Annotated in this window: 20 protein-coding genes, 1 tRNA gene and 1 pseudogene; 11 read left to right on the top strand and 11 right to left on the bottom strand. The window is 61.4% G+C overall.

What is annotated here, in order from left to right; genetic code table 11:
- Positions 1–6: 6 nt before the first annotated feature.
- A complete protein-coding gene (locus tag ACVMDN_RS39095) occupies positions 7–1,779 on the top strand; it encodes a putative bifunctional diguanylate cyclase/phosphodiesterase (RefSeq protein ID WP_057015383.1) in 1,773 nt (590 codons plus the stop codon).
- 167 nt (positions 1,780–1,946) lie between these two features.
- Here the strand turns inward: ACVMDN_RS39095 and ACVMDN_RS39090 are convergent, their stop codons facing one another.
- Positions 1,947–2,585: a carboxymuconolactone decarboxylase family protein gene (locus tag ACVMDN_RS39090; RefSeq protein ID WP_076824616.1), complete on the bottom strand. Its 639-nt coding sequence runs from the start codon at positions 2,583–2,585 to the stop codon at positions 1,947–1,949.
- 219 nt (positions 2,586–2,804) lie between these two features.
- On the opposite strand from ACVMDN_RS39090, the gene ACVMDN_RS39085 reads away from it, so the two are divergent.
- Entirely contained in the window at positions 2,805–3,209 is a 405-nt protein-coding gene (locus ACVMDN_RS39085) for a YccF domain-containing protein (protein WP_016843571.1), read from the top strand.
- 180 nt (positions 3,210–3,389) lie between these two features.
- On the opposite strand, the gene ACVMDN_RS39080 is transcribed toward ACVMDN_RS39085, so the two are convergent.
- The 3 genes and pseudogenes from ACVMDN_RS39080 to ACVMDN_RS39070 form a co-directional block, all read right to left on the bottom strand.
- On the bottom strand, positions 3,390–3,647 hold the full coding sequence (locus tag ACVMDN_RS39080) for a GCG_CRPN prefix-to-repeats domain-containing protein (RefSeq protein WP_156436045.1): 258 nt from the start codon (positions 3,645–3,647) through the stop codon (positions 3,390–3,392).
- 110 nt (positions 3,648–3,757) lie between these two features.
- A pseudogene (locus ACVMDN_RS39075) lies at positions 3,758–4,767 on the bottom strand (alpha/beta hydrolase).
- Between the two features lie 95 nt (positions 4,768–4,862).
- Positions 4,863–5,942, bottom strand: coding sequence for an LLM class flavin-dependent oxidoreductase (locus ACVMDN_RS39070; protein ID WP_076824612.1), 1,080 nt, complete (start codon positions 5,940–5,942; stop codon positions 4,863–4,865).
- Between the two features lie 296 nt (positions 5,943–6,238).
- Between ACVMDN_RS39070 and ACVMDN_RS39065 the strand changes: the two genes are divergently transcribed.
- Together ACVMDN_RS39065 and ACVMDN_RS39060 are read left to right on the top strand one after the other, a co-directional pair.
- Positions 6,239–6,315 (top strand) — tRNA-Arg (locus tag ACVMDN_RS39065).
- A gap of 279 nt (positions 6,316–6,594) precedes the next feature.
- A complete protein-coding gene (locus ACVMDN_RS39060; protein WP_456835808.1) occupies positions 6,595–7,770 on the top strand; it encodes a hypothetical protein in 1,176 nt (391 codons plus the stop codon).
- 532 nt (positions 7,771–8,302) lie between these two features.
- Here the strand turns inward: ACVMDN_RS39060 and ACVMDN_RS39055 are convergent.
- From ACVMDN_RS39055 to ACVMDN_RS39025, 7 genes are read right to left on the bottom strand one after another with little or no spacing between them, the layout of a single operon-like run.
- The gene (locus ACVMDN_RS39055; protein WP_456835809.1) at positions 8,303–8,587 is read right to left on the bottom strand and encodes a BMC domain-containing protein; all 285 of its coding nucleotides are present in this window, start codon (positions 8,585–8,587) and stop codon (positions 8,303–8,305) included.
- A gap of 15 nt (positions 8,588–8,602) precedes the next feature.
- Positions 8,603–11,065, bottom strand: coding sequence for a pyruvate, phosphate dikinase (locus tag ACVMDN_RS39050; RefSeq protein WP_456835810.1), 2,463 nt, complete (start codon positions 11,063–11,065; stop codon positions 8,603–8,605).
- A 9-nt stretch (positions 11,066–11,074) separates the two neighbouring features.
- The gene (locus ACVMDN_RS39045; RefSeq protein ID WP_456835811.1) at positions 11,075–11,650 is read right to left on the bottom strand and encodes a hypothetical protein; all 576 of its coding nucleotides are present in this window, start codon (positions 11,648–11,650) and stop codon (positions 11,075–11,077) included.
- Positions 11,651–11,710: 60 nt separating this feature from the next.
- Positions 11,711–13,120, bottom strand: coding sequence for a hypothetical protein (locus ACVMDN_RS39040; RefSeq protein WP_456835812.1), 1,410 nt, complete (start codon positions 13,118–13,120; stop codon positions 11,711–11,713).
- Between the two features lie 37 nt (positions 13,121–13,157).
- Complete coding sequence (locus ACVMDN_RS39035; protein WP_310884837.1) at positions 13,158–13,574, bottom strand: PEP-utilizing enzyme; 417 nt, start codon at positions 13,572–13,574, stop codon at positions 13,158–13,160.
- Positions 13,575–13,614: 40 nt separating this feature from the next.
- Complete coding sequence (locus ACVMDN_RS39030) at positions 13,615–14,595, bottom strand: HAD family hydrolase (RefSeq protein ID WP_456835813.1); 981 nt, start codon at positions 14,593–14,595, stop codon at positions 13,615–13,617.
- A complete protein-coding gene (locus tag ACVMDN_RS39025) occupies positions 14,592–15,614 on the bottom strand; it encodes a DUF7064 domain-containing protein (protein WP_456835814.1) in 1,023 nt (340 codons plus the stop codon). The genes ACVMDN_RS39030 and ACVMDN_RS39025 overlap by 4 nt, the downstream gene beginning before the upstream one ends.
- A gap of 209 nt (positions 15,615–15,823) precedes the next feature.
- On the opposite strand from ACVMDN_RS39025, the gene ACVMDN_RS39020 reads away from it, so the two are divergent.
- The 7 genes from ACVMDN_RS39020 to ACVMDN_RS38990 all read left to right on the top strand — a co-directional run bounded on the left by ACVMDN_RS39020 (position 15,824) and on the right by ACVMDN_RS38990 (position 21,681).
- Positions 15,824–16,123: a EutN/CcmL family microcompartment protein gene (locus ACVMDN_RS39020; RefSeq protein ID WP_310884840.1), complete on the top strand. Its 300-nt coding sequence runs from the start codon at positions 15,824–15,826 to the stop codon at positions 16,121–16,123.
- A 55-nt stretch (positions 16,124–16,178) separates the two neighbouring features.
- Entirely contained in the window at positions 16,179–16,478 is a 300-nt protein-coding gene (pduA, locus tag ACVMDN_RS39015) for a propanediol utilization microcompartment protein PduA (RefSeq protein ID WP_310884841.1), read from the top strand.
- A gap of 48 nt (positions 16,479–16,526) precedes the next feature.
- Complete coding sequence (locus tag ACVMDN_RS39010) at positions 16,527–17,924, top strand: aldehyde dehydrogenase family protein (protein WP_456835815.1); 1,398 nt, start codon at positions 16,527–16,529, stop codon at positions 17,922–17,924.
- A gap of 2 nt (positions 17,925–17,926) precedes the next feature.
- Complete coding sequence (gene eutJ, locus ACVMDN_RS39005) at positions 17,927–18,754, top strand: ethanolamine utilization protein EutJ (protein WP_456835816.1); 828 nt, start codon at positions 17,927–17,929, stop codon at positions 18,752–18,754.
- Positions 18,755–18,758: 4 nt separating this feature from the next.
- Entirely contained in the window at positions 18,759–19,379 is a 621-nt protein-coding gene (locus tag ACVMDN_RS39000) for a BMC domain-containing protein (protein WP_310884844.1), read from the top strand.
- Between the two features lie 363 nt (positions 19,380–19,742).
- On the top strand, positions 19,743–20,636 hold the full coding sequence (locus tag ACVMDN_RS38995; protein ID WP_456843671.1) for a malate dehydrogenase: 894 nt from the start codon (positions 19,743–19,745) through the stop codon (positions 20,634–20,636).
- 1 nt (position 20,637) lies between these two features.
- Positions 20,638–21,681: an alcohol dehydrogenase catalytic domain-containing protein gene (locus ACVMDN_RS38990; protein WP_310884846.1), complete on the top strand. Its 1,044-nt coding sequence runs from the start codon at positions 20,638–20,640 to the stop codon at positions 21,679–21,681.
- Positions 21,682–21,802 lie beyond the last annotated feature (121 nt).

Raw genomic sequence — 21,802 nt, 5'->3', positions numbered from 1 at the left:
CGGCGCATGCACAGTCTCACCAGACACGATTTTCAGGCGGGCGCGGCAGTGCCCGGCCAAGACGATATTTCCGGCAATGAATTGCGTATCCTGCGCGACCTTCTCCAACTCCTTCCGGCGGGAGTGACCGTCCAGGACGAGCAGGGCCAGATCATCCTGGTGAATGAAGCAGCCGCGAGCCAGCTGCAGCTGGCCGCCAGCGCGAGCCAGCCGTCCCCGGTCGACGAGCGCCACGCCGCCAACCTGGACCTGCTGCGCAGCGGCCGTCCGGTGGTGCTCGAGGAAACGCTCTCCTGCGGCGCATCCAAATACGTGTTCCTGACCTCGCACCGGCCCGTCCGGATCGCCGGTCGCAATCTCCTGATCTCGACCTCGACCGACATCAGCGAGCAGAAGGCGTTCGAGGACCAGCTGTTCCGCTCGGCCTATTACGACGAGCTGACCGGCCTGCCGACCCGCCGGGTGATCGAGCACCGCGTCAACGGCTTGATCCGCGACGATTCGCAAGGCCATTTCGCGCTCGCCTTCCTCGACGTCGACAACTTCAAGCACATCAACGACTATTACGGCCACGCGATCGGCGATGCGCTGCTCGTTGAGCTGTCGAAGCGACTCGGCCACGCGCTGCGCGACACCGATATCCTGTCGCGCATCTCCGGCGATGAATTCCTGCTGCTGCTCAACCCGATCAGCGGCAATGACGAAGTCGCCGAATTCATCCATGTCATGCAGGAGCGGCTGAAGGCGCCGTTCTTCATCGAGGACTCCGAGATCTTCGCCTCGACCTCGATCGGCGTCAGCCTCTATCCGATGCATGGCCGGAGCTACGAGGCGCTGCGCCAGAATGCCGATATCGCGATGTACCGCGTCAAGAACAACGGCAAGGGCTCGACCGCGTTCTTCGACAACAGCATGGAGCGCGAGGCGCTGGCGCGGATGAAGATCGAGCAGTCGCTGCGGCTGGCGATCCTGGAAAAGCGTTTCTGCTGCGCGTTCCAGGCCAAGGTCGATATCCGCACCCAGGAGGTGAAGGGCATCGAGGCGCTGGTGCGGCTGCGCGACGACGAGGGCGTGATCCAGGCGCCGGGCACCTTCATCGATCTCGCGGTCGAGCTCGGCCTGATCGACGAGCTGACGTTCCTGGTGCTGGCGGAGATCGTCAAGTCGATCGACCTGATCAACGACACGTTCGGTCCGACGGCGACGATCAGCATCAATGTCGCCGCCAAGCAGGCCTCCAACCTCGAATTCATGCGCCGGTTCGCGCGCGCGCTCGAGGAGACCGGCTTCCCCAAACGCTTCATGATCGAGGTAACCGAGGACGCGTTCGTGACGCGGTCGCATTTCCAGGACCAGATCCTGCCGATCCTGCGCGGCATCGGCGTCGGCATCTCGATCGACGATTTCGGCATCGGCTATTCGTCGCTGTCGGCGCTCGCCGATATCACCGCCGACGAGATCAAGATCGACCGCTCCTTCATCACCGACATCCATCAGCGGCCGCGCAGCCAGGGCATCTTGCGCGCAATCGAATCGCTGAGCGAGGCGCTCGGCATGACCGTGATCGCCGAGGGTATCGAGTCCTACGAGGAACTCACCTATCTGCAGGCCGCGACCAAGATCCGCTATGCCCAGGGCTATTACTTCGCCAAACCGATCTTCCTCGAGGATTTGAAGCCGGCGACGCCGGTCGCCAGCGAAACGCGCGCCAGCATGGCCGCGCGCCCCGCCCAGGAAGGCCGCCAGGGCTATTCGCGCGCCAGCGGTTTCCGGCGGTAAGCGCGCGATGTGACTGCGCTCCCTCTCCCGCTTGCGGCGGAGGGTTGGGGTAGGGGTTTCACCACGAGTCAAAACTGGGGAGAGAGCCCCCACCCGCCGCGCGCTGCGCGCACGTCGACCTCGCCCGCAGGCGGGAGAGGTAAGAACGCGAGACCACTGCAGACGCCCTACTTCTCCAGCACCGCCAACGGCTGCACGCCGTTATTCGCGGGACCGGCCTGCATCGTGATCAGCATCATCGAGACCATGTCGTAATAGCCCATGATGGCGATGATATCCGTGATGCCGCGCTCGCCGAATCTATCCAGCGCCGCCTTGTAGACAGCGTCGCTGACCTTCTTGTCGCGATAGAGCGCGATGCCGAGATCGTACAGCGCGGCCTCGTCGTCCTTCATGCTCTCGGGCCGCGTGCCCTTGGCGATCGCGTCCGCGATTTTCGGATCGAGCCCGCCCTTGATCGCCAGCGGATGGTGCGCGGACCATTCATATTGCGCGGTCCAGTGCCGCGCCGTGATCAGGATCGCCATTTCGCTGAGCCGCGCCGGCAGCGAGGTATTCCACCGCAGATACTCCGACAGGTTCGACAGCTTTGGTGCCAGATCGGGATTGCGGATATAGGCGCGGTAGGGCGGCGCGGTGAATTTGCCATTGCGCGGCGGCGCGCTGATCATGTCGGCCCAGGCCTTTTGCGCCGGCGACAGCTCCTCCGCCTTCAGCGGCGCGAAGCGCACGGCGTCCTCAGCCCGCACGGCCGACACCGACAATGCCAGCGCCGCCAAGATCCCTGCTCCGAATATTGTTCTCATTGTTGTTCTCCCTTTTCGGTGCAGGCGTCTTTGCGCCCTGCCCGGTCGCGCGAGATTAATTGCCGTCGCGATGGATGCAATGAGATGCCAGCTGTCGTTCGGTGCCAGCCGCCGGTGAAGCGCCTCGTCACGGCAGGCGCGCGGTTAGGCCACACCTACCGCAGCCCCGGGCGGCGGCGTATATAAAGAGCAGTCCCAAGCGGCGCGAAGGTGTCAGCCATGCAGCCTGTATCTATCCTCCTGAACATCCTCTGGATCCTGATCGGCGGCGCGTGGATGGCGTTCGGCTGGCTGGTCGCCGCCGTGATCATGGCGGTGACCATTATCGGGCTGCCCTGGGCGCGCGCCGCCTTCAACATCGCCGTCTACACGCTGCTCCCGTTCGGCTCGCGTGCGGTGCGCCGCGATGAGGTGACCGGCACGTCCGACATCGGTACCGGACCGCTCGGCGTGATCGGCAATCTGATCTGGTTCATCCTGGCCGGCTGGTGGCTCGCGATCGGCCATGTGATCACCGCGATCCTGCTGGCGGTGACCATCATCGGCATCCCGTTCGCCTGGGCGCATCTCAAGCTTGCCGGCATCGCGCTGTGGCCGATCGGCAAGGTGATCGTGCCGGCGTGACGCTGGTCAGGCCGTCGACGGCTAGTGTCCCGAATCCGAAGTTCGCATCATTTGCCGCACCTTCGGAGCGAACTTCGGATTCGATAAGGACACTAGCAAACTTATGATTCTAGTGCTTTATGAATGCGAAGTTCGTGAAAGTGGCTGCCGCGAAATCGCACGAACTTCGCATTCAGCACACTAGAGCCAATCCTTCGTGGTCTGGCTGCAAGCCTGGTAGTCGCGCCGCCAGACGAAGCCAGCGCCACCACACGGCGGGCGCGGGCGCGAGGTGGCGGGACACTCATTCCTGACCCGCGCGGCGGTGCCCCAGCCGTCGATCACGCAGGCACCTCGTGAGGTCCTGTGGCAACCGTCACCGCATCCCTCTGCGGCGTTGGCCGGGGTCAAGCCGAGGAAGGCACCGGCTGTCAGAAGCGTGATCAAACCTGCTCTCATGATGTTCTCCATCGAGCTGTCGGTCGTGCTGCTCCATTCGCGGCACAAGCGTAGGCGATCTCTGTGCCGCTTGCCACCGTCTCCGCGCACAAATTCTGGTGTCGGGGGGCTCAGCGCGCTGCTTCGCAGCCGGGGATGTCGAATACGGCGGTCAGGCCGCAGGGCGAATTGAGCATCTTGCCGCCGGCATGGCCGACGCCGGGCACATCCCACACGCTGTGGTTTGGCGCGCCGCCGTCGCGGGCCTGCATCACGGCGGCATAGGAATGCCCGCACGCGTAACGGTACGGCCCCTCGGCTTCCGCCATGCAGGATTTGTCGAGCGCGGGATGATTGGGGTTGGTGTCGAGCGTTCCGAGCAGATAGATCACGCGGCGCGCGACATAGGCCTGCTCCAGCGCAGCCGGCGAAGGCTCGGTAAGATAGGGCGGGCGGTCGTCCATACCGAATTTCCAGCTGTTGTAGCCATGGCAGTTCGCCGCGATCGCGGGCTCCGGCCGCTCCTTGGTGAAATAGGCGTAGGAGGACGGATTGGCGACCACATAGCGCACGCCGATGCCCTCGCGCAGCAGCAGCTGATCGCCCTTCACCGCGATCGCATAGCGCTGCACCACCTGGCCGCCGCCGGAATGACCGAACACGACGACCTGCTGCAGGTTCGGAAACAGCTTGCGGTCGCCGAGCTTCGCCAGGATGGCATCGAGCGCCTCGAACGAGCTCGCCGCGCTCGGCGCGAGCGCAGGCTCGCCGCCCTGCCAGCCATAGAGGCTCCAGCGCAGCGTCTCCGCCGGCAGCTTGAAGGCCTCGACGTCGGACTCGATCAGGAATTGCGGCGCGATGCGGCCTGCGCGCTCAGCGCCGCGCGAAAATAGTCGTCGGCATTGCGCAGCACGCCATGCAGCACGAGCACCGCGCGCGTAACATCCGGCAGCGGGTTGGACCAGTCGGCCGAGAGGTAGAGCGGAAAGCTCGCTTTGCCGACGGCAATCCGCGCATTGGCGATCTCCTTGACCGGTTTCCGGTCGCGCTCGGTCTGTGCCTGCGTCGCGGACGCCGCGGGTCCGTGCGCCGCCGCCACGACGAGCAATGCCGCGGCCGCAAGCCAGGCCCGGTGATGCATGGTTCGACTCCGTTGCTGCCGCGAGCTCGGCTGGATCATGGCGCGTCCGGCGCAGATTCACCCGTGAATTTTCGGAAAGCTTCCGCACCCGCACCTCAGGCCACGAGCCGTCCATGATTGTTGGCGGCGAGGATCGGGCGGATCAGGCGGCCGAACCGCTCGGCCTCCTCGTCGTGCAGATAACCGGACAGGCAGAAGGAGTGGCAACCGGCATCGATGAACTGCTGCAAGGTCGCGGCGCATTGCGCGGGATCGCCGACCACCGCGATGCCGGCGCCGGGCCGCACCTTGGTGATGCCGGTCCACAGATGCGGCATCAGGAGATCGCCGTAGTCGCGCGCGAGCTGCTGCACGCGCTGGTTGGCCTCCGAGCGATTGTAAAGCGTCTTCATCTCCTGCTTCTGCCGCTCGGTGGCGTGGCGCACCAGCTGGTCGGCCGCCTCCCAGGCATCCGTCTCGTTCTCGCGGCAGATCACCTGCAACCGCATGCCGAAGCCGATCGCATCCCCGCGGTCATGCGCCCGCGCCATCCGCCGGATCTCGGCGATATTCTCCGCGATGCGTTCCGGCAGGTCGCCCCAGAACAGATGAACATCGGAATGCTTCGCCGACACCTCCCAGGCCTGCCGCGAGCCACCGCCGAGATAGAATTTCGGGAACGGCTGCTGCAGCGGCCGCGGCCTGATATGCGCGCCGGAGATCGTGTGAAACCTGCCCTGGAAATGCACCGGGCCGCGCGTCGTCCACAGCGCCTTGAGGATCGAGACCTCCTCCTCCATCAGCGCGTAGCGTTCCTCTTTGGCATAGCGCACGCCCTCGGCCTCGACCTCGCTCTCGTTCTGGCCGGCGATCAGATTGATGCAGATCCGCCCGCCCGACATCTGGTCGAAGGTCGAGATCATCTTTGCCATCAGCACCGGGTTGATATAGCCGGGCCGCGCCGCAATCAGCGGCTTGATCCGGCTGGAGCGCGCCGCCATGAAGGCGCCCGTGATCCAGGCCTCCCAGCACACCGAGCCTACCGGGATCAGCAGATACTCGAAGCCGGCGTCCTCAGCGGCCGCGACCACGCGCTCGCAGAGTTCCGGCGAACCGGCGATCTGGGCCTCCATCAGCCCATAGGCCGTGGTGTCGCCATGCGTGGGCAGATACCAGCCGAATTCCAGCGGACGCATGGGCAAACTCCCTCGAAAGACGGCCTTTTTTCGCGGCCTGTCATATTGTCGGGAGGCAGTTTACAGCCCTTAACCAGTTGGACAACGCCGTTGCCGACGCGGAGCCAATCAGCTAAATGAACCCCTGCACGCACCCGTAGCTCAGCTGGATAGAGCGTTGCCCTCCGAAGGCAGGTGTCAAGCCGGCAGATGTGACAGGCGCGTCAGAAAGAGGATTGAAATACAAAGGTTTGCGAGGGCGGCGCGCAGGCGCTCAACACCTGCCAAAGCTCGCGTAAGCACCGCGTAAGCAGTCAGCACCCGTAGCTCAGCTGGATAGAGCGTCGCCCTCCGAAGGCGAAGGCCACACGTTCGAATCGTGTCGGGTGCGCCATTTCATCACAAGGCTAGGCACCCAGCTTCAAGAGCTGACGCGAGTATCCCGGGGCTGCATGCTCAAGCGTGTCACGCTCCGCGTCCAATTCGCGCCCGGACCTGACCTTCATGTCATGCTCCGGCACCTTCCATCGCGATTGGATATTACTGAGTAGCGACGGCCGGCTGGCAATCTCGGATTGGCTCACGCAGCTCCAAGGGCTTGCAGCCCCTGTCTCGCCAGGAGCAAGCTGGTCCAGCGTTTTCCCCGACTAACACTGGCCAGGAGCGAACAACGGTGGAAATACCGATACCTTCGCATGCGCGGCGCGTCACGCGCGAAGAGCTGTACCGGATGGTCTGGGATAAGCCGATGATCCGGCTTGCCGAGGAATTCGGAATCACCGGGAACGGCCTGGCCAAGGTCTGCGACAGGCTGGACGTGCCTTATCCTCCGCGCGGCCACTGGGCCAAGAAGGAGGCAGGAAAGCCAGTCGTCACACTTAAGCTTCCACCTCGCCGGGACGGGATCCCAAGCGCGGCAGATATCCACCCTACGCCGCCAAAGCCCGCGCCTTCCCCTGCGGCGGAACAAGCCGCCGCGACGGTGGCTGACCGCATCCGCGATGTCGCGGTACCTGAGCGCAACGATAACCTTCACCCACGCGTGCAGGCCTGGATCGCCGGTCACAAGAAACGCCAGAAAGAGCGCGAGCTGGAGAACAGGAATCGCCGTCGGGACATCGGTTGGGCGTCACCCTCGATCCCTGATCTAACGGAGCGCGATCTGTATCGTCTCAGAGCCACCAGCGCGATATTTTATGCCGTTGAGAAGGCTGGCGGCGCAATCGAGAAATCACCAGCGTCAGGCAAGATAACATTCTTGATCGACGGACACCAAGTCGAGTGCTCAATCGTTGAAAAGATGGTGCAGTCTCTCAAGCAATGGGAAGAGCAACAAAAATGGACTGCGTTCACCGAGTATTGCAAGTCGGGACTGGATTCTTCAGGCTTTCTGCGGGTCAGCATCACGACCTACTTGCAAGGTCGGCGGCCTGAGTGGGTCGAATCGCAAAAGATCAAAATCGGACAACTCATGCCAACCATCGTCGGCGCGATAATGGCGGCAGGGCCAACCCTTGAAAAAATGAAGCGCGAACACGAAGAGCAGCAGAAGCGCTATCGTGAAGAGGAAGCGCGCCGTTACGAAGCCCGTCAATTGCGGGAAATCGACGAGAAGCGCTGGAACAAGTTTCGCGAGTATGCCGTCAATTGGGAACAGCGGGAGAGATTGCTGACGTTTCTCGCAGAGGTCGAGGCTCGGCTCGCGACCGAGGGTGACGTCACAGTCTCAGACCGCACGCTGAGGGCATGGATCGACTGGGCAAAGGCGAAAGCGGAAGCTCTCAATCCGTTTGGTGGGGGCGCTGTGGGGATGTTTGAGACCATTGCGAAGGTAAACCAATGGTCATAAGTGCCGCCGATCCACGACCAATTAACATGGGTCAGACCGCTTAGTCTGTGTGGCCAGCTTTAGAACTCGAATAGGTAATATTGCGCGAAAAAAAGAGGTCTCAATAGCTCCCCCTCCGAAGGGGGTTCATCTTTTTTCGTCTTGCGTCGAGTCGCTTTAGCTTGCGCGCCGTGCTCTTCATCGCGAAATCCGTCCTCCCACCCCACGCTCAGAAGCTACGGCGCGGGCGGTGACAAGGGGTAACATCACAAAACTAGCCGCAACGGTCGTTGTCGCGCTACTCTTTGGTTTGTTGCCGGTTCGAACGATCGGATACAATGAGAACGGTGCAGCGGCTGAAAGAGTGTCAGTCAATCCCCATTGAAATATAAGCCGCTTTCCTTTTCGGCACATGCGAACCCACGAACCTGGCTACCGATAAGTGGTCCATTCGATAGCTTGGATCGGTGCGTGTAGAGCCATGGGGCGGTTTCGCAAGGAGGAGCGCAGGCCCGCAGACCAAGCTGGCGGTTTGGTCAGCGACCAGAAGAGTCTATCGGACTGGGGGGCGCTTCAGAATATCCTCCATGCCGTCATGCGGCCGTGGAATGACGTGAGCCGACACAACCTTCCCGAGCTGGCCGGCCGCTGCGGCACCCGCGTCGACTGCAGCCTTCACCGCACCGACGTCACCTTGCACAATGATCGAAATCAGGCCTCCTCCGGCTTGTTGCTTCGTGACGAGCTTAACGTTGGCGGCCTTCACCATAGCGTCGGCAGCCTGAATAGCCGCGACCAACCCGTTTGTTTCGACGAAGCCCAGCGCCTGCAGTGCCATTGCCTACTCCTTGTTTTAACGGCCAAGCACAAAGCGAAGTTCGTCACGCCGCCCAACGGGTACGACGAAGCGCCGGAAACCCATTTGATGCAGTTTGGCGAGCATTTCGCCAGGCATGCCGCTCCCCTCGACTCCGAGGGGCGCGCCTTGGTCTGCGGCGGAAGCAGCGGCCACCAAAAGATCGGTCACATACACCGGGAGCTTGCGGAACGGATTGGCCGGAATGAGCTCTTCCTTGGCATACTGATCAAGCACATCCAGCGACTGTTGGACCTCGATCGGAAAGCCGCAGACCGTGCGGACGATGTCGGCAACATCGATCCAGATCGGCGCCCCCGACTCGACGAAGTGCAGGACATTGTCGAGAGCCATGACATTGTTGATGACAGCGCCAGCACTAAGGCCGGTTCGTTTGGCCTTTTGCTGGAATGCTCCGAGCTCGGCAGCGCACGAGATTCCGCCGATCAGGACACCCACTTCCTTGCCGTTGGCGGCGGCAGATATTCCGTCCATTATAGCCTGCAGGTAGCTCGATGAACCTAGAGGTAGGAAGAACCCCGCCGGCAGCTCCTCCCAATTGTCGATCAAACGGCGCGCCCGGTCCGAACTTACGCGAGGGAGGCGCAACCACAGCGGGATATCCGAGGCTCCCGCTAGAGCTGAAGAACAAGCGTCGTGCACGATCGAACGAATGCCGTCCGCCACGCCGCGCAGCGAATCTGTTCGCCCGGCCGCTGCCGTGAGTTCAACAAATTTGGCAACGCTTCCGTTCGCGATGATCAGATCCGTGATGCTGACCAGGTTTCCTGCCCGTACGCCAGCATTGACGGACTCCGTCAGCTCCTCACTCGACTTCGGGGAGGTCCAGACCGTCGCCCTCGACCTTTCATCAGCCCAATGAAGCAAATTTTTCAGCGACGGCAGACCCGCGCCGGCCGCCTTGAGTTTGAGTGCACCGGCAAATACTTTTCCGGTGCTGCCGTCCATCGAGATCTGCGTGCCTTCAGGGTATGTCTTTCCCGCGATAGTGAACGTCTTCCGATTGAGATCAACATCGATCGCGTCACAACCGACGATGCAAGGACGATCAAGCGCTCGAGACACGACGGCGGCATGGCTCAGCGCGCCGCCGCGCGCGGTTATGATCCCATTGGCGGCAAGCATCCCCCGGATATCCTGAGGGCTCGTCGTCGGACGCAGCAGAATGACGTTCTCGCCCGCAAGCGCGCGGTCAGCCGCCCGATCCGCGTCGAGAACCGCGGCACCGCACGCATGTCCCGGCGACGAGCCTAATCCCTGCGCAACGAGCGTCGCCCGCGCGAGATCCTCATCGTCGAAAGCCGGACGCGAAACCTTTCGAACTTGATCCGGAGTGACGCGAGACAGGGCCGTATCCCGATCGATGGCGCCCTCCTCAACCAGATCCTCGGCTATTTTGATAGCCGCGGCGGCCGTCCGCTTGGCCGGGCGCACCTGCAGAAAGTACAGCTTCCGTGCCTCAACGGTAAACTCGATATCGACGGCATCGACATAGAGAGCTTCGAGCGTCTTGCTGTGCCTTTCGAAGGCTTCGCGCAACGCCGGGTCGAGAGCCTTGGAATCAGAAAGGTCGATTGGCGTATGCGTTCCCGAGACGAGATCTTCTCCCTGCCGACCAACCAGATATTCACCGTAGAGCGCCTTCCGACCGTCATTGGGGTTTCGGGTGAAAGCCACACCTGAACCGGAGTTATCATCGGCGTTACCGAACACCATCGCTTGTATCGTCACAGCTGTTCCCAGATCGTGTGAGATTTCATGATGCTTGCGGTAGGCTTTTGCGCGCGCGCTGTCCCAGGACCGAAAGACGGCCTCGATAGCTTGCTCAAGCTGGCGAAGGGGATCAGAGCTGACGGATTCACCTTCCGCCTCGATATGGTCGAGGATTGATCGCTCTAATGAATCGAAACTTGCCTGATTGAGGTCCTTTCGCGCAGCCGCTTCGGGCGCCTTTACGGCCTTCATAAGCTCAGCCGGGTCAAGTCCCAAGACGATGTCGCTAAACATGCGCCAAAAGCGCAGCCAAGTATCAAGCGCGAAATCGCTTCCCCCGGGACCGCTTGCAAGTTTGAATGCTGACGCCGACGTCAAACCAAGATTGAGGACGGTATCCATCATTCCAGGCATGCTCACAGGCGCGCCGGATCTCACGGAAATGAGCAGCGGACGGTTCTTGTCGCCGAACAAGCGATCGGTTTGTGTTTCCAGGCCACGGATCGCTTCATGCGCTTGCGTAAGCAGCTGTTGTCCGATCTTTCCCCCGTTGGCCCGGAATTGGTGGAAACCTTCAACACCAATGACAAAGGCCGGAGGAATCGGGATACCGGCGCGCGCCATCTTCGCGAGCCCGCTCGCCTTCCCGCCGAACCGCATCGCGTCCTCGACGTCGCCGGCGGTCACATCTCGAACGAAACTGTCACCCATCATGCTGGCCGTCATCTGTCTGTTTCACGTATCCCGTGGCCGACCGATCACTGAGAGAATATCCTCGTGAAATTCGAACCAGACATTGTGAACGGAATCGAGCGTGGGCTTGCAGACATAGTCCTTCTCGCCCTGGTCCACGAGCGCGACACTTGCGCCGAAGCGATCCACGTAGGTGTGATAGCGCGGGATCAGCGGTGTCAACTCTCCGATGTTCTTGATCAGCCGCTCCACGGTCTTGATGAGGCGCGCCTGAATTCGGTCATCGCCATCCGCCGATTGCCACTCGCTGACCTGCTTGATGAACTGGTCATTGATCGTCTCGAAGCGGTCGTACCACGCCAGAACTTCTTCATTGGATCGCAGGGTCCCGTAGGCGGTCGTATAGTATTCGTGCACGGCGCTGGTGCCGTCCGGCAGCAGCAGATACTTGCCTTCGGCCACCATTAGCAGCCCTTTGTCTGCTGCAGCGTTGAGTACGGCCTCGGCGTCCGAAGCGGCGACGCCAACGGCGCGCGCCAGCTCGTTGGCGGATGCCATCTTCTTCAAATGGGCGCCGTTCAGCACGAGAAACTCTTGTTCGCTTAATGTTGTCATCATCCGTCCAATCGATACGGTGCCGGACGTCGCGTGAAGCGGCGTCCGGCACCGCGTTCTTGGCTATTTCCAGTAGTACTTTGATCGGCTGAGGCTGACATTGTCGGGGAACGGAAGATAGCCCTCACCCGAGAAGATCTTCTGCGGCACCGTCGCCTGAGCAAAGCCCCGCTTCACGATGTCGTAGTAGTAGTTGGAAACCCGCTGGTCGATCTCCCAGAACTCGTAATCCTTGCAGGCCTTGTCGTAGGTGCCGGCCAGGCGCAGATGCGGCAGGATCATGTCGATGTAGTACACGTACATGCCGTTGGTGATAAGGGTACGCCGGGACATCCGTGAGAACTTCGTATAGAGCTTGAACGTAGCCTGCTGGATTCCCTCAAGACGCTTGTCCAACTCCGAGATCTTGACGGGGTAGACCTCGTCCATCGGCGTATTCCATTTCTCACGCACGAAGACCGCGCCGCCGACGATATGCTCGATGTAGTTCTTCGGCCGCGTAAACGTCGTCGAGATGTCGTTCACCCGAATCTCCGAAAGATTCATTTTGTCGGGGTCGATGACAAGGCACAACGTGTAGCAGTGTGGCACATTTTCGTGGTCGCAAACATCGCTCCAATCAAAGGCCTCCTCGTTAGTAAAGAGGTCGCGGATGATCATGATCTTGCCGTCGGGAAGCTCGTAAGGGCCAGTGTCGCCCAATCCCAGTCGGCAATCATAGTGGTCGAGGAACGACAGAAGCTCTGCGGCGGCATTGAATCGCACGAACGAGTCATGCTTCTCGCTGCCAGGTTCGAAGTACTCGACTTGGCCGACGAGCTTTTCGAGGATGTCCTTCTCGTGGATCTTGCAGCGATAGCGGTCTTGGGAGTTCAGGATGTAGCCATCCTGGCGCTTGCCCCAGAGAACACGTTGCATGAACTTGAGGATGATGTTGCTCTCGCGGACGTAGTCCTGCGGCTGGATGGCTTCGAGCGCCAGCAGGCCGCAACGTCCCATGCCGAAGCCGACCGCGCCGATACACCAGTCGTGGACGCAGTTCACCTTCGTGCCGATCTCGCGACGGGCCGACGCACCGATGTCGATGATGCCCTGGGCGCCAACTTCATTGGTCGTCATTTCTAGGATTTCGGGCCATCGATAGAACTCGTGCATGAAGGCGAGGATTTCGTACTCCTGGCGCGGGATCATGCCGGACACGCCCTCGGTCGCGCGCATCACGAGTACGTCCCAGATGTTCCAGGCCAGATAGTTGTTGAGGTCATTCAGCTCGTCGACCGTGAACTGGTCGCGCAGGACGTCTTCCTTACTGACCTTCTCGAGCACCTTGCTCTTTGCGCGCTGGCGTAAGATCTTGTCGCCAAGAATGCCGTCGGGCACGGGATCCATGCCCTTGAAATTGCCTTGGTACACGAGATCCTGAAAACGCATGCCGTCGTCCGCAGACTTATAACGGTCCTTATAGGTAGACATCGGTTTCCTCCTCGATTGCGATTATATTTGGAATTGATCAGCTGACGATGGCGATCCGACCGGTCTCCCTGTCCTCGCAGTGCAGCTGGACCTTCTTGCCCTCGAGGGCCTTGATGATGGCTGCAAAGTGCGCGTCGTTGTTTCCGCCGGTGACGTAGCGGGAGTCGCTGTCGGTCAGGTAGGTCGTCATCACGCAAGGCATCTGAAATTCGCGTGAAAGAATCCCGAGATGGGACTCCGGCGCGCCAGACATCGTGATCACGCCGATCGCACCCATGCTAAGGGCCGGCGCAAGGAAGGTCGTCGTTCCGCCCTGAACGAGGAGAATGTGCTCCTTCAGCTTGCCACTCTGGATCAGGGCGATGACAGACTTCGGATCCGGAAGATACTTGACGGTGCCGGACGGCGTCTTTTTGGTCTCGAAGCTGTTGTAACCTTCCGCGATGTAACTCATTTAAGCTCCTCCCTGTGTGTTGACGTGGCTGGTGAATTGGTCAATGGAACGGCTGTCGCTCGCCGCCTCGCAGCCGGCGAAGGGTATGCAAAAGGAGATTGTCCGCATCCCTGACGCGGGCGCTGGGAACGTCGTCGCGTGCCGGAGAGCTTCCGGCGCCACACGTCGTGCGTTCGCCGAGCGCCTCCGTCGCGGCGAGGCGTCGGCTTCGTCGGACGGCCGCTACTTCGGCGAGCTCGCTATGCTGGCAACCGCAATTGCAGTGCGAGGCGCCGCTTCCGCAGCAAGCGCCGGGCTCGGTCACCGGCACGATCGCGCAACCTGAAGCAAAGCCGTCAGGCAGCAATTGTGCCACGAGCTCTTGCGGCCAAACGGCGACAAATTCCGCGCCGGCGGCGCGCAACTGTTGCTCGGAATGCATGCCCCAAGCGACGCCGATGGCGCGAACGCCGCATTCCACGGCATGACGAACATCGCCCACGGTGTCTGTGATGAGTGCGATTTGATCCGCGCGCGGAGCCTCTGGCTCATGGCCCTCCCGGTAAGCGGGCGTGCAATTGCGGCTGACCAGATAGGAACGGTCCACCAGAAAGCGCCGAACGCAGGCCCGCTTGTCTTTTTCGACATCGCCGCCGAATACGTGCGAGAAACAATGCGTCAGGCCTTCGCGATCCAATATGCGTCGGATGGTGGCGACGGAATTGGAGGATATCACGGCGAGTGAGCAGCTTCCGGCGAACGCCCGCACAACGTCCGCCATTCCCGGGACGAATTCTGGGTTGTATTCGCGTTGCAAGAGGTCAAGGAAATGCCGTGCCGCCTCTTCGGCTCGCCGCCCGTCGCCACAATGCTTCTGAAGCCCGTGAAACATATTGTCTTCGAGGAGACGGAAGAATTCCGACTGGCTGTTGATGCCCAGCCCGAGGGCGGCGTTCGTCTTGGCGAAGACCCGCCACGACGCTTCCCGGGTCTGCACCAGCGTTCCGTCGAGATCGAAGAGGACAGCACGCACCTCTTTCATCGCGCTTCTGCCATCCCAGCGCGGATACGGGTCTCCGGCGCCGCGTTCAGCGCGGTCAGCTGCGGCATCTCGAAGAAGTCCTGGATCTCCCCGTGGCCGGTCAGATTCTGGCAGGTCCACCGCGCCAAGGCGTTGAAGGACACCATGTTGGGCCAGCACTGCCAGGGAAAGCTGGTCAGTCCCTTGCCGTGCAGCTTCCACTCCCGGTCACTGCTGTCGGTCAGGACAAGATCGACCTCATCGGCATACCGGTCACGCGACCTCTTTGTCGTGCCGTAGGCCGCTTTCAGACCAAAGATCTTGCTCTTTTCGACCACATAGCCATGAGCTAGGGACAGTTCGCGGCCGTTCGTCTTCGGGTCGAAGCTGAAAATGACGTGGAAAGCGAGATCTTTCGAGAAGTGGGCGTGCAACCAGCTCATGTTGGGCGCGCCACGCTCGGGTCGAGGGCCCCAACTGTGATCCATGGTCGAGATGCAGTCGATCGGGAACGTCTTGCCGCGTATGGCGACCCTTCCCTTGAAATGGCCCGTCTGGTCGAAGTGACCGTTATAGGCCGTCCCCCAAGCGAACTTGCCGCCCTGTTCGGCTTCTTTGAGGGCTTTCGCCTTCATCGGGTCCATATCGGGGTCGTGAATATCGAAAGGAAGCATGATCGAACGATAGTTAACGTCGATCAATGTGCCTTCGCCGTCATCATACCCGATGTGCCAATCCATATTCGGGCGCAGGCACTTGATGCTGAGTGAATTCTCGAGCTTGAACGCGCTGAGATCGCGCGGCTCAGGGATCGGCATCGACGCTCGAAGATCGCAGAAGTCAGCTTCCCAAGGGGTGTTGGCAAACCCGGAATTCATGCAGATCGTGGAGCTGACGATACCCAGGTTGGGACGAAACAGCGCGTAGACGCCGATATTGAGTTTCGCCTCGGCGTTGAAGAACCCAAAAAAGTTCGTCTCCGCCCAATTCGGGACGCCCGCGTCCGCCTTGTGAAAATGGACGTCTTCGTCTTGAATCATGCTGTTCCTCCCTAGCTGGCGCTCTTGGCGGCACCCTCTGCGAGCACCGTCATCATCCGTATTTAAAATGCCCTTGCCATGGGCGTCCAAGATAAATCGGCCGGCTGTTTTTTATCCGGGCAAGAGAATGACGCCGCGCAGCTAGACCCCCTAGTGTTCACGAAAATGGCGTCAGTCGAGCGCCGACAATCGTGTCCAGGGAGTGCGCTATGGAGATCGGGCGTGTAGTCGGAACCGTTGTTTCCACGATCAAGTCGTCCGGCCTGAATTCCTACAAACTGCTCGTCGTAGCCCCCGTCGAAGTGGCAACGGATGCGGCTACGCCTGAGGGCGCCACGACTTATGTCGCAATCGATCTCGTGGGGACCGGTGAGGACGAGATCGTGCTCGTGACGCGCGGAAGCGCTGCGCGCATTCCCGACGCTTCCAACGTACCGACCGACGCTGCGATCATTGCGGTGGTCGATACAGTTCAGATCGGCAGCAAGAATGTCTACTCGAAGGCATGACCGGCAAAATCGCCCGCCGAACAATACATCCCAACCAAAGCAAGGAGACGCTCAAATGAATACGACGCCAACGACCGGTCAACCGAGGGGAGCCCTCGGTCTTGTCGAGACCAAGGGGCTCGTGGGAGCCATCGAAGCCGCCGACGCCATGGTGAAGGCCGCCAATGTGCGGCTGATCGGGCGCGAACAGATCGGCGGGGGCCTCGTCACTGTGATGGTACGCGGCGACGTCGGCGCCGTTAAGGCCGCCACGGATGCCGGCGCTGCGGCAGCCGGTAAAGTCGGAGAAGTAGTTTCTGTTCACGTCATTCCCCGACCGCACGAGGATGTCGAAGGAATTCTCGGCAAGGGCTGACCGCCATCTCCCATCTGATTCTCAAAACTCCAATGCATGAGTGAGTCCATGGGCGTGGCAATGGATCTTGATTCCGATTTGGCGGGCTTGGCGGAGGCGCGCAACAAAGCGCGTCAAGCGCGGGCAGCCTTCCAAGCGTTCGCTGGCGCGGACCAGGAAAAAGTCGACAGCATTGTTCGGGCGATGGCGGATGCCGGCACGGCCGCTGCCAAGGAGCTTGCCCGAATGGCGGTCGACGAGACCGGGTTTGGCGTGTACGAGGACAAAGTCCTGAAGAACCTCTACAATACCAAATTCGTCGCCGCGTCGATGCTCCCGATGCGGACGGTGGGAGTTCTGTGGGTCGACGAAGTCAACCGCATGACGGCCGTTGGGTCTCCCATGGGCGTGATCGCGGCCATCATCCCCGTCACAAACCCAACTTCCACGGTCCTATTCAAGTGCCTGGCGGCCGTAAAGTCGGGCAACGCCATTGTATGTGCACCGCACCCCCGCGCCGTGCGGTGCTGTGTCCGGGCGGCAGAGATCATGGCGGAAGCCGCGGTCAAGGCCGGAGCGCCCAAGGGCCTGATTTCGTGCCTCGAGCTACCCACCATTCAGTCAACGGGAGAGCTTATGCGCCATCCCGACGTCTCGGTTGTGCTTGCAACCGGCGGCGCGGGAATGGTGCGTGCAGCGTATTCAAGCGGCAAGCCGACATTGGCGGTCGGCGCCGGCAACGTGCCGGTCTACATCCATCGATCGGTCAAAGACGTGAAGGAAGCCGCGCTGATGGCCATCACGTCAAAGTCGTTCGACAACGGTACGGCATGCGTCGCCGAACAGTCCATCGTGCTGGATGAGCCGATTGCCGATGCGGGTATCGCCGCGTTCGCGGCCCAAGGAACGTTCTTTCTGAGCGAAGCGGATCAGAAGCGGTTGGCCGGGATCATGTTTACTGACAAGGGTGAACTCAGGCCGGAAGCGGTTGGCCTGTCGGCGAAGGAGCTGGCCCGTCGAATCAATGTCGGCGTCCCCGACGACTGCAAGGTTCTCGGGGCGCAGCTCACCGAAGTGGGGCCGCAGACGCCGCTGTCGCGCGAGATCCTCGGGCCCGTTTTGTCCTTTTACCGCACGGCAGACCTCGCGGCAGGGTACGAACGCTGCCGCCATATCCTCGCGTTCGGTGGCGAAGGCCACACCCTCGGTCTCCACTGCGAGGACGATCAGGTCATCGCCACCATGTCGGCCCTTCGTGCCGGGCGCATCGTGATCAATACGCCAACTCTGTTTGGCGGCATGGGCTATAGCTGCGCGACCGATCCATCCTTCATGCTCGGCACCGGCACCTGGAGTGGATCGATTGTTTCCGACAACGTCACGCCACTTCATCTGATCAATATCAAACGTATCGCGCATGAAGTGCGTCCGTGGCGTTCGCTCTATCAGGCGAACATGGGGATCTAGCCATGCTCGCGCGCGTCAAATCGAGCGTTTCAGCGGTCAACCACGAAACAACGGCGTTTCTCGAATCGGCAGCAGCAACCTTTCGTGCTCCGTCCTCCGAAGCTCCGGTATCTTTCGGTGTGGATCTCGGGACTGCGACGATCGTTTTGACCGCCGTGGATGGAGCCGGGCGTCCAGTCTATTGGGATAGTCTTCCCTGTCAGGCCGTGCGGGACGGCGTCGTCGTCAATTTTGGAGATGCCGTCACCGCCGTCAAGCAGCTAAAGAGCTCGGCAACGACCGCAATGGGGGTGGAGATCGGCGCCGCCGCAACAGCGTTTCCTCCGGGCGTTCCAGAGGCCGAAGCTCGCGCGTGCCGGTATGTCCTCGAAAACGCAGGTATTACCTGCCGCCAGCTCGTCGACGAGGTGTCTGCCGCACAAGCGCTGCTGCGACTGGACAATGGCGCGATTGTCGATGTTGGCGGAGGCTCCACGGGTGTCGGCATCGTGGAGAACGGCACGATCATCGCCCTCGATGACGAGCCGGGCGGTGGTCATCACCTCGACCTCATCCTCGCCGGCGCGTTGAGAATTTCCATTGAAGATGCCGAGGAACGCAAACGCCTCGGCAAGGAGGATTACTCTCACATCCTTCGTCCAGGCGTTGAGCGGATCGCGACCTCAATCCTCCGGCAAATTAGAGACCGCGACGTTCGCTCCATTCATCTTGTGGGCGGCGCGGTCCGGGTCCCTCACGCGGCATCGATCGTCGCTGCCTTCTGCGGAATTGAGACCTGGGCTTATCCGCACTCAGAACTCGTCACTCCTTTCGGAATCGCAAAGAGCTAACCCAATGGATTTCCAACTGCGAACATACGCCTTCATCGACAGCATGCAGCCTCAGGCTGCCGCGCATGTCGCATCCACCTGTCAGGGCGATGTGCCTGTGGCCGGGATGTCTGAGCTTTTCATCGAGGTGGCACCCGGCAACGAGATCTTCCGGTGCGCCGACATTGCGCTCAAGGCGGCCGACGTGCGCCCGGCGCTGCAGATCATCGAGCGCGAGTTTGGCCTTCTCGAAATTCACTCCCGCACCCAATCGGAAGTGCTTGCGGCAGGTCAAGCCGTCCTCGACTACCTCGGCCTCAAGGAAGAGGACCGTGTGCGGCCGACGATTGCGTCTTCGCAGTTCGTCACAAACGTCAATCCCTATCAAGCTCAGCTCATCAACAAGTGGCGCAAGGGCAATCTGCTATTGCCGAGGTCGAGCCTTTTCGTGCTCGAAGCGACGCCCGCGGCTTATGTAACGCTGGCCGGCAATGAGGCCGAGAAGGCTGCCAACATCAGCTTGATCGAAGTCCGCGCGGTCGGCCGGTTCGGCCGGTTGTTCATCTCTGGCACCGAGAGTGAAGTCGAAAGTGCGGCGAAAGCTGCGGTCGCCTCGCTGGAAGAACTGGGAGGAACGAAAGTATGAGCGTCGTATCTGTTGCAGATGTCGAGCGTGCTAACGGCGTTCTCATCATATTTGCGAAGGATATTCTGACGCCGCTGGCGGCCGACCGCGCCAAAGAGCTGAACATCCGGATCGAACGATCCGGTTCGCTGCGGAGCGCTGCACCGCCTGCGGCGTCACCCATGCCTTCGATCCCGCTAGCTCCTTCGCGATCCGCCCCCGCGGCCAAACCCTCAGTGAGTCCCGGTTCGCTTCAGCTGGGCGCGCTCTCGGGCTCGCTTTATCGCCGTGGAGCACCTGTGCCCCCGCAAATGCGTGTTGGGGGCGAGCCGAATGCCGCTACGAACGACGATCGACCACGGGCCGCGGTGATTGGCGCGGGGCATGTCGGGGCCACGACCGCGCTCCCGGCTTGCTGAAACCTCTCTCTTCTCGCGCGTGGTTCTCGTCGATATCGTTCCCGGCCTTGCCGCCGGGTTGGCCCTCGACATGTGGCATAGCTCGGGGCTGCGAGGATTCACAACCCGCATCGAAGGAAGCACCGATCTCGCGGCGCTCGAAGAGGCGCGCTACGTCGTCATGACGGCTGGTCGCCCCCGTCAGCCCGGCATGAGCCGCACCGATCTGACGGGTGTGAATGCAGAAATCGTTGGAGGCGTCGCGGACGGGATTCGTCGTTATGCGCCAAACGCGGTGGTGGTCGTCGTGACCAACCCGCTCGAGGAGATGACCCATCTGATGGCCAAGCTGTCCGGGTTCGCCGCCAACAAGGTCATCGGCATGGCGGGCGTGCTCGACAGCGCACGCTTCTGCTCACTCATCGCGCTCGAGGGCGTCGCGAGGCCCCAGGATGTCGATGCGATCGCCCTCGGCAGCCATGGCGCCGAGATGGTCATTCCCCTAAGCCTCGCGACTGCGAACGGTCGACCGATCGAGACGTTGATCGCCAAGGATCGCCTGGCTGCCATCGTTGAGCGCGCACGGGACTCTGGCGCTGAGGTCGTCAAACTGCTCCAAAAGGGTAGTGCCTATTTCTCGCCAGCCGAGTCTGCTGCCTCGATGGTCGCGGCCATGGTGAAAGGCAGCAGCCCCGTGATCGCGGCTTGTGTGCAATCGGGAGGAGCTTACGGCGTGGCGGACACGCGCCTGGGTCTTCCCGTCCGTCTGGACGCAAATGGTGTCAAGGAGATCGTCACACTCCCACTCCGTCCTGAAGAACAAGCCGCGCTAGCGGAAGCTGCCCGCAGCATCGCCAAACGCATTTCCGAATTGGGCTGATATGCGCGCCATCGTCTACCAGGGTCGCGGGACTGTCGCCTTGCAGGACGTTGCTCCGCCGCAGGTGGAGCAGCCTGGAGACGCTCTGGTACGCGTGGAATTGGCCGGCATCTGTGGCACTGACCTTCACGTGATTGCCGGCGACCTCGCGGGCATCCGGCCTGGTGCAATTATTGGCCACGAGTTCGTCGGCGAAGTCATTGCGGTCGGCGCGGCCGTGACACGGTTCAAGGTTGGCAACCGGGTGATGTCGTCCGACTTCACCGCCTGCGGTCACTGCCGTTGGTGCGACCGGGGCGACCATTGGGAATGCCACGAAAGGGCGTTCTTCGGCACAGGAACGTCTTTTGGCCCGGCACTCCACGGGGCACAGGCGGAAATCGTACGGGTTCCCAACGCGGACACAACGCTGGGTTTGTTGCCGAAGGGGTGCTCCGATGAAGCCGCCATTCTTCTTGGCGATAACCTCGCAACGGGATGGGCAGCCGTCGAGCGGGGTGCTCTCCTGCCCGGAGAAATCATCGCTGTCATAGGAGGCGGCAGTGTTGGCCAGCTGGCAAGTCTGTCCGCGCAGGCAGCAGGAGCTGGCGCAGTCGTCGTTATCGAGCCCAGCGAGACCCGCCGCGCCTTTGCCCGTGCGAACGGGAGCCTTGCTACCTCGCCCAGCGAAGCCCGCTCGCTCATTGACAGCCTGACTGATGGTGAGGGGGCCGATCTAGTCGTCGAAGCCGTTGGAGCAGCCGTCACCCTGACCGGAGCTTTCGATCTCGTAAGAAAGCGTGGGCGTATCATCTCGGTTGGTGCCCATGCCACCGAAAGCTGGCCGTTTCCACTCGCCAAGAGTTTCGCAAACGAGCTCACGCTGGGCTTTGCGATCGGCGACTCGATCCGGCTTCGTCCCAGACTTCTGTCATTGATCACGACCGGCGTTCTCGACCCCACCGTTGTTGTGGATCGCCGGGTTGGATTTGCTGACGCCGTGCAAGCCTATGCCGATCTAAAGGCGCAAAGGATTCTGAAGGCCGTAATCGATCCTCGGATTTAGTCGGGCCGTCGCTGCGCGGTTGCCAATTAAGGCAAGTCAGAGCAAGCTCTTACGAGGGCCGCAGTCGTATTGCGTTGCACAAAGTGGCCTCGCGAAGACGAGCCGTTGCAGCGCCACTCCG

It is taken from the genome of Bradyrhizobium sp. USDA 4510 (genome assembly GCF_054059095.1).
This window is presented reverse-complemented; position numbering and strand designations above follow the sequence as displayed.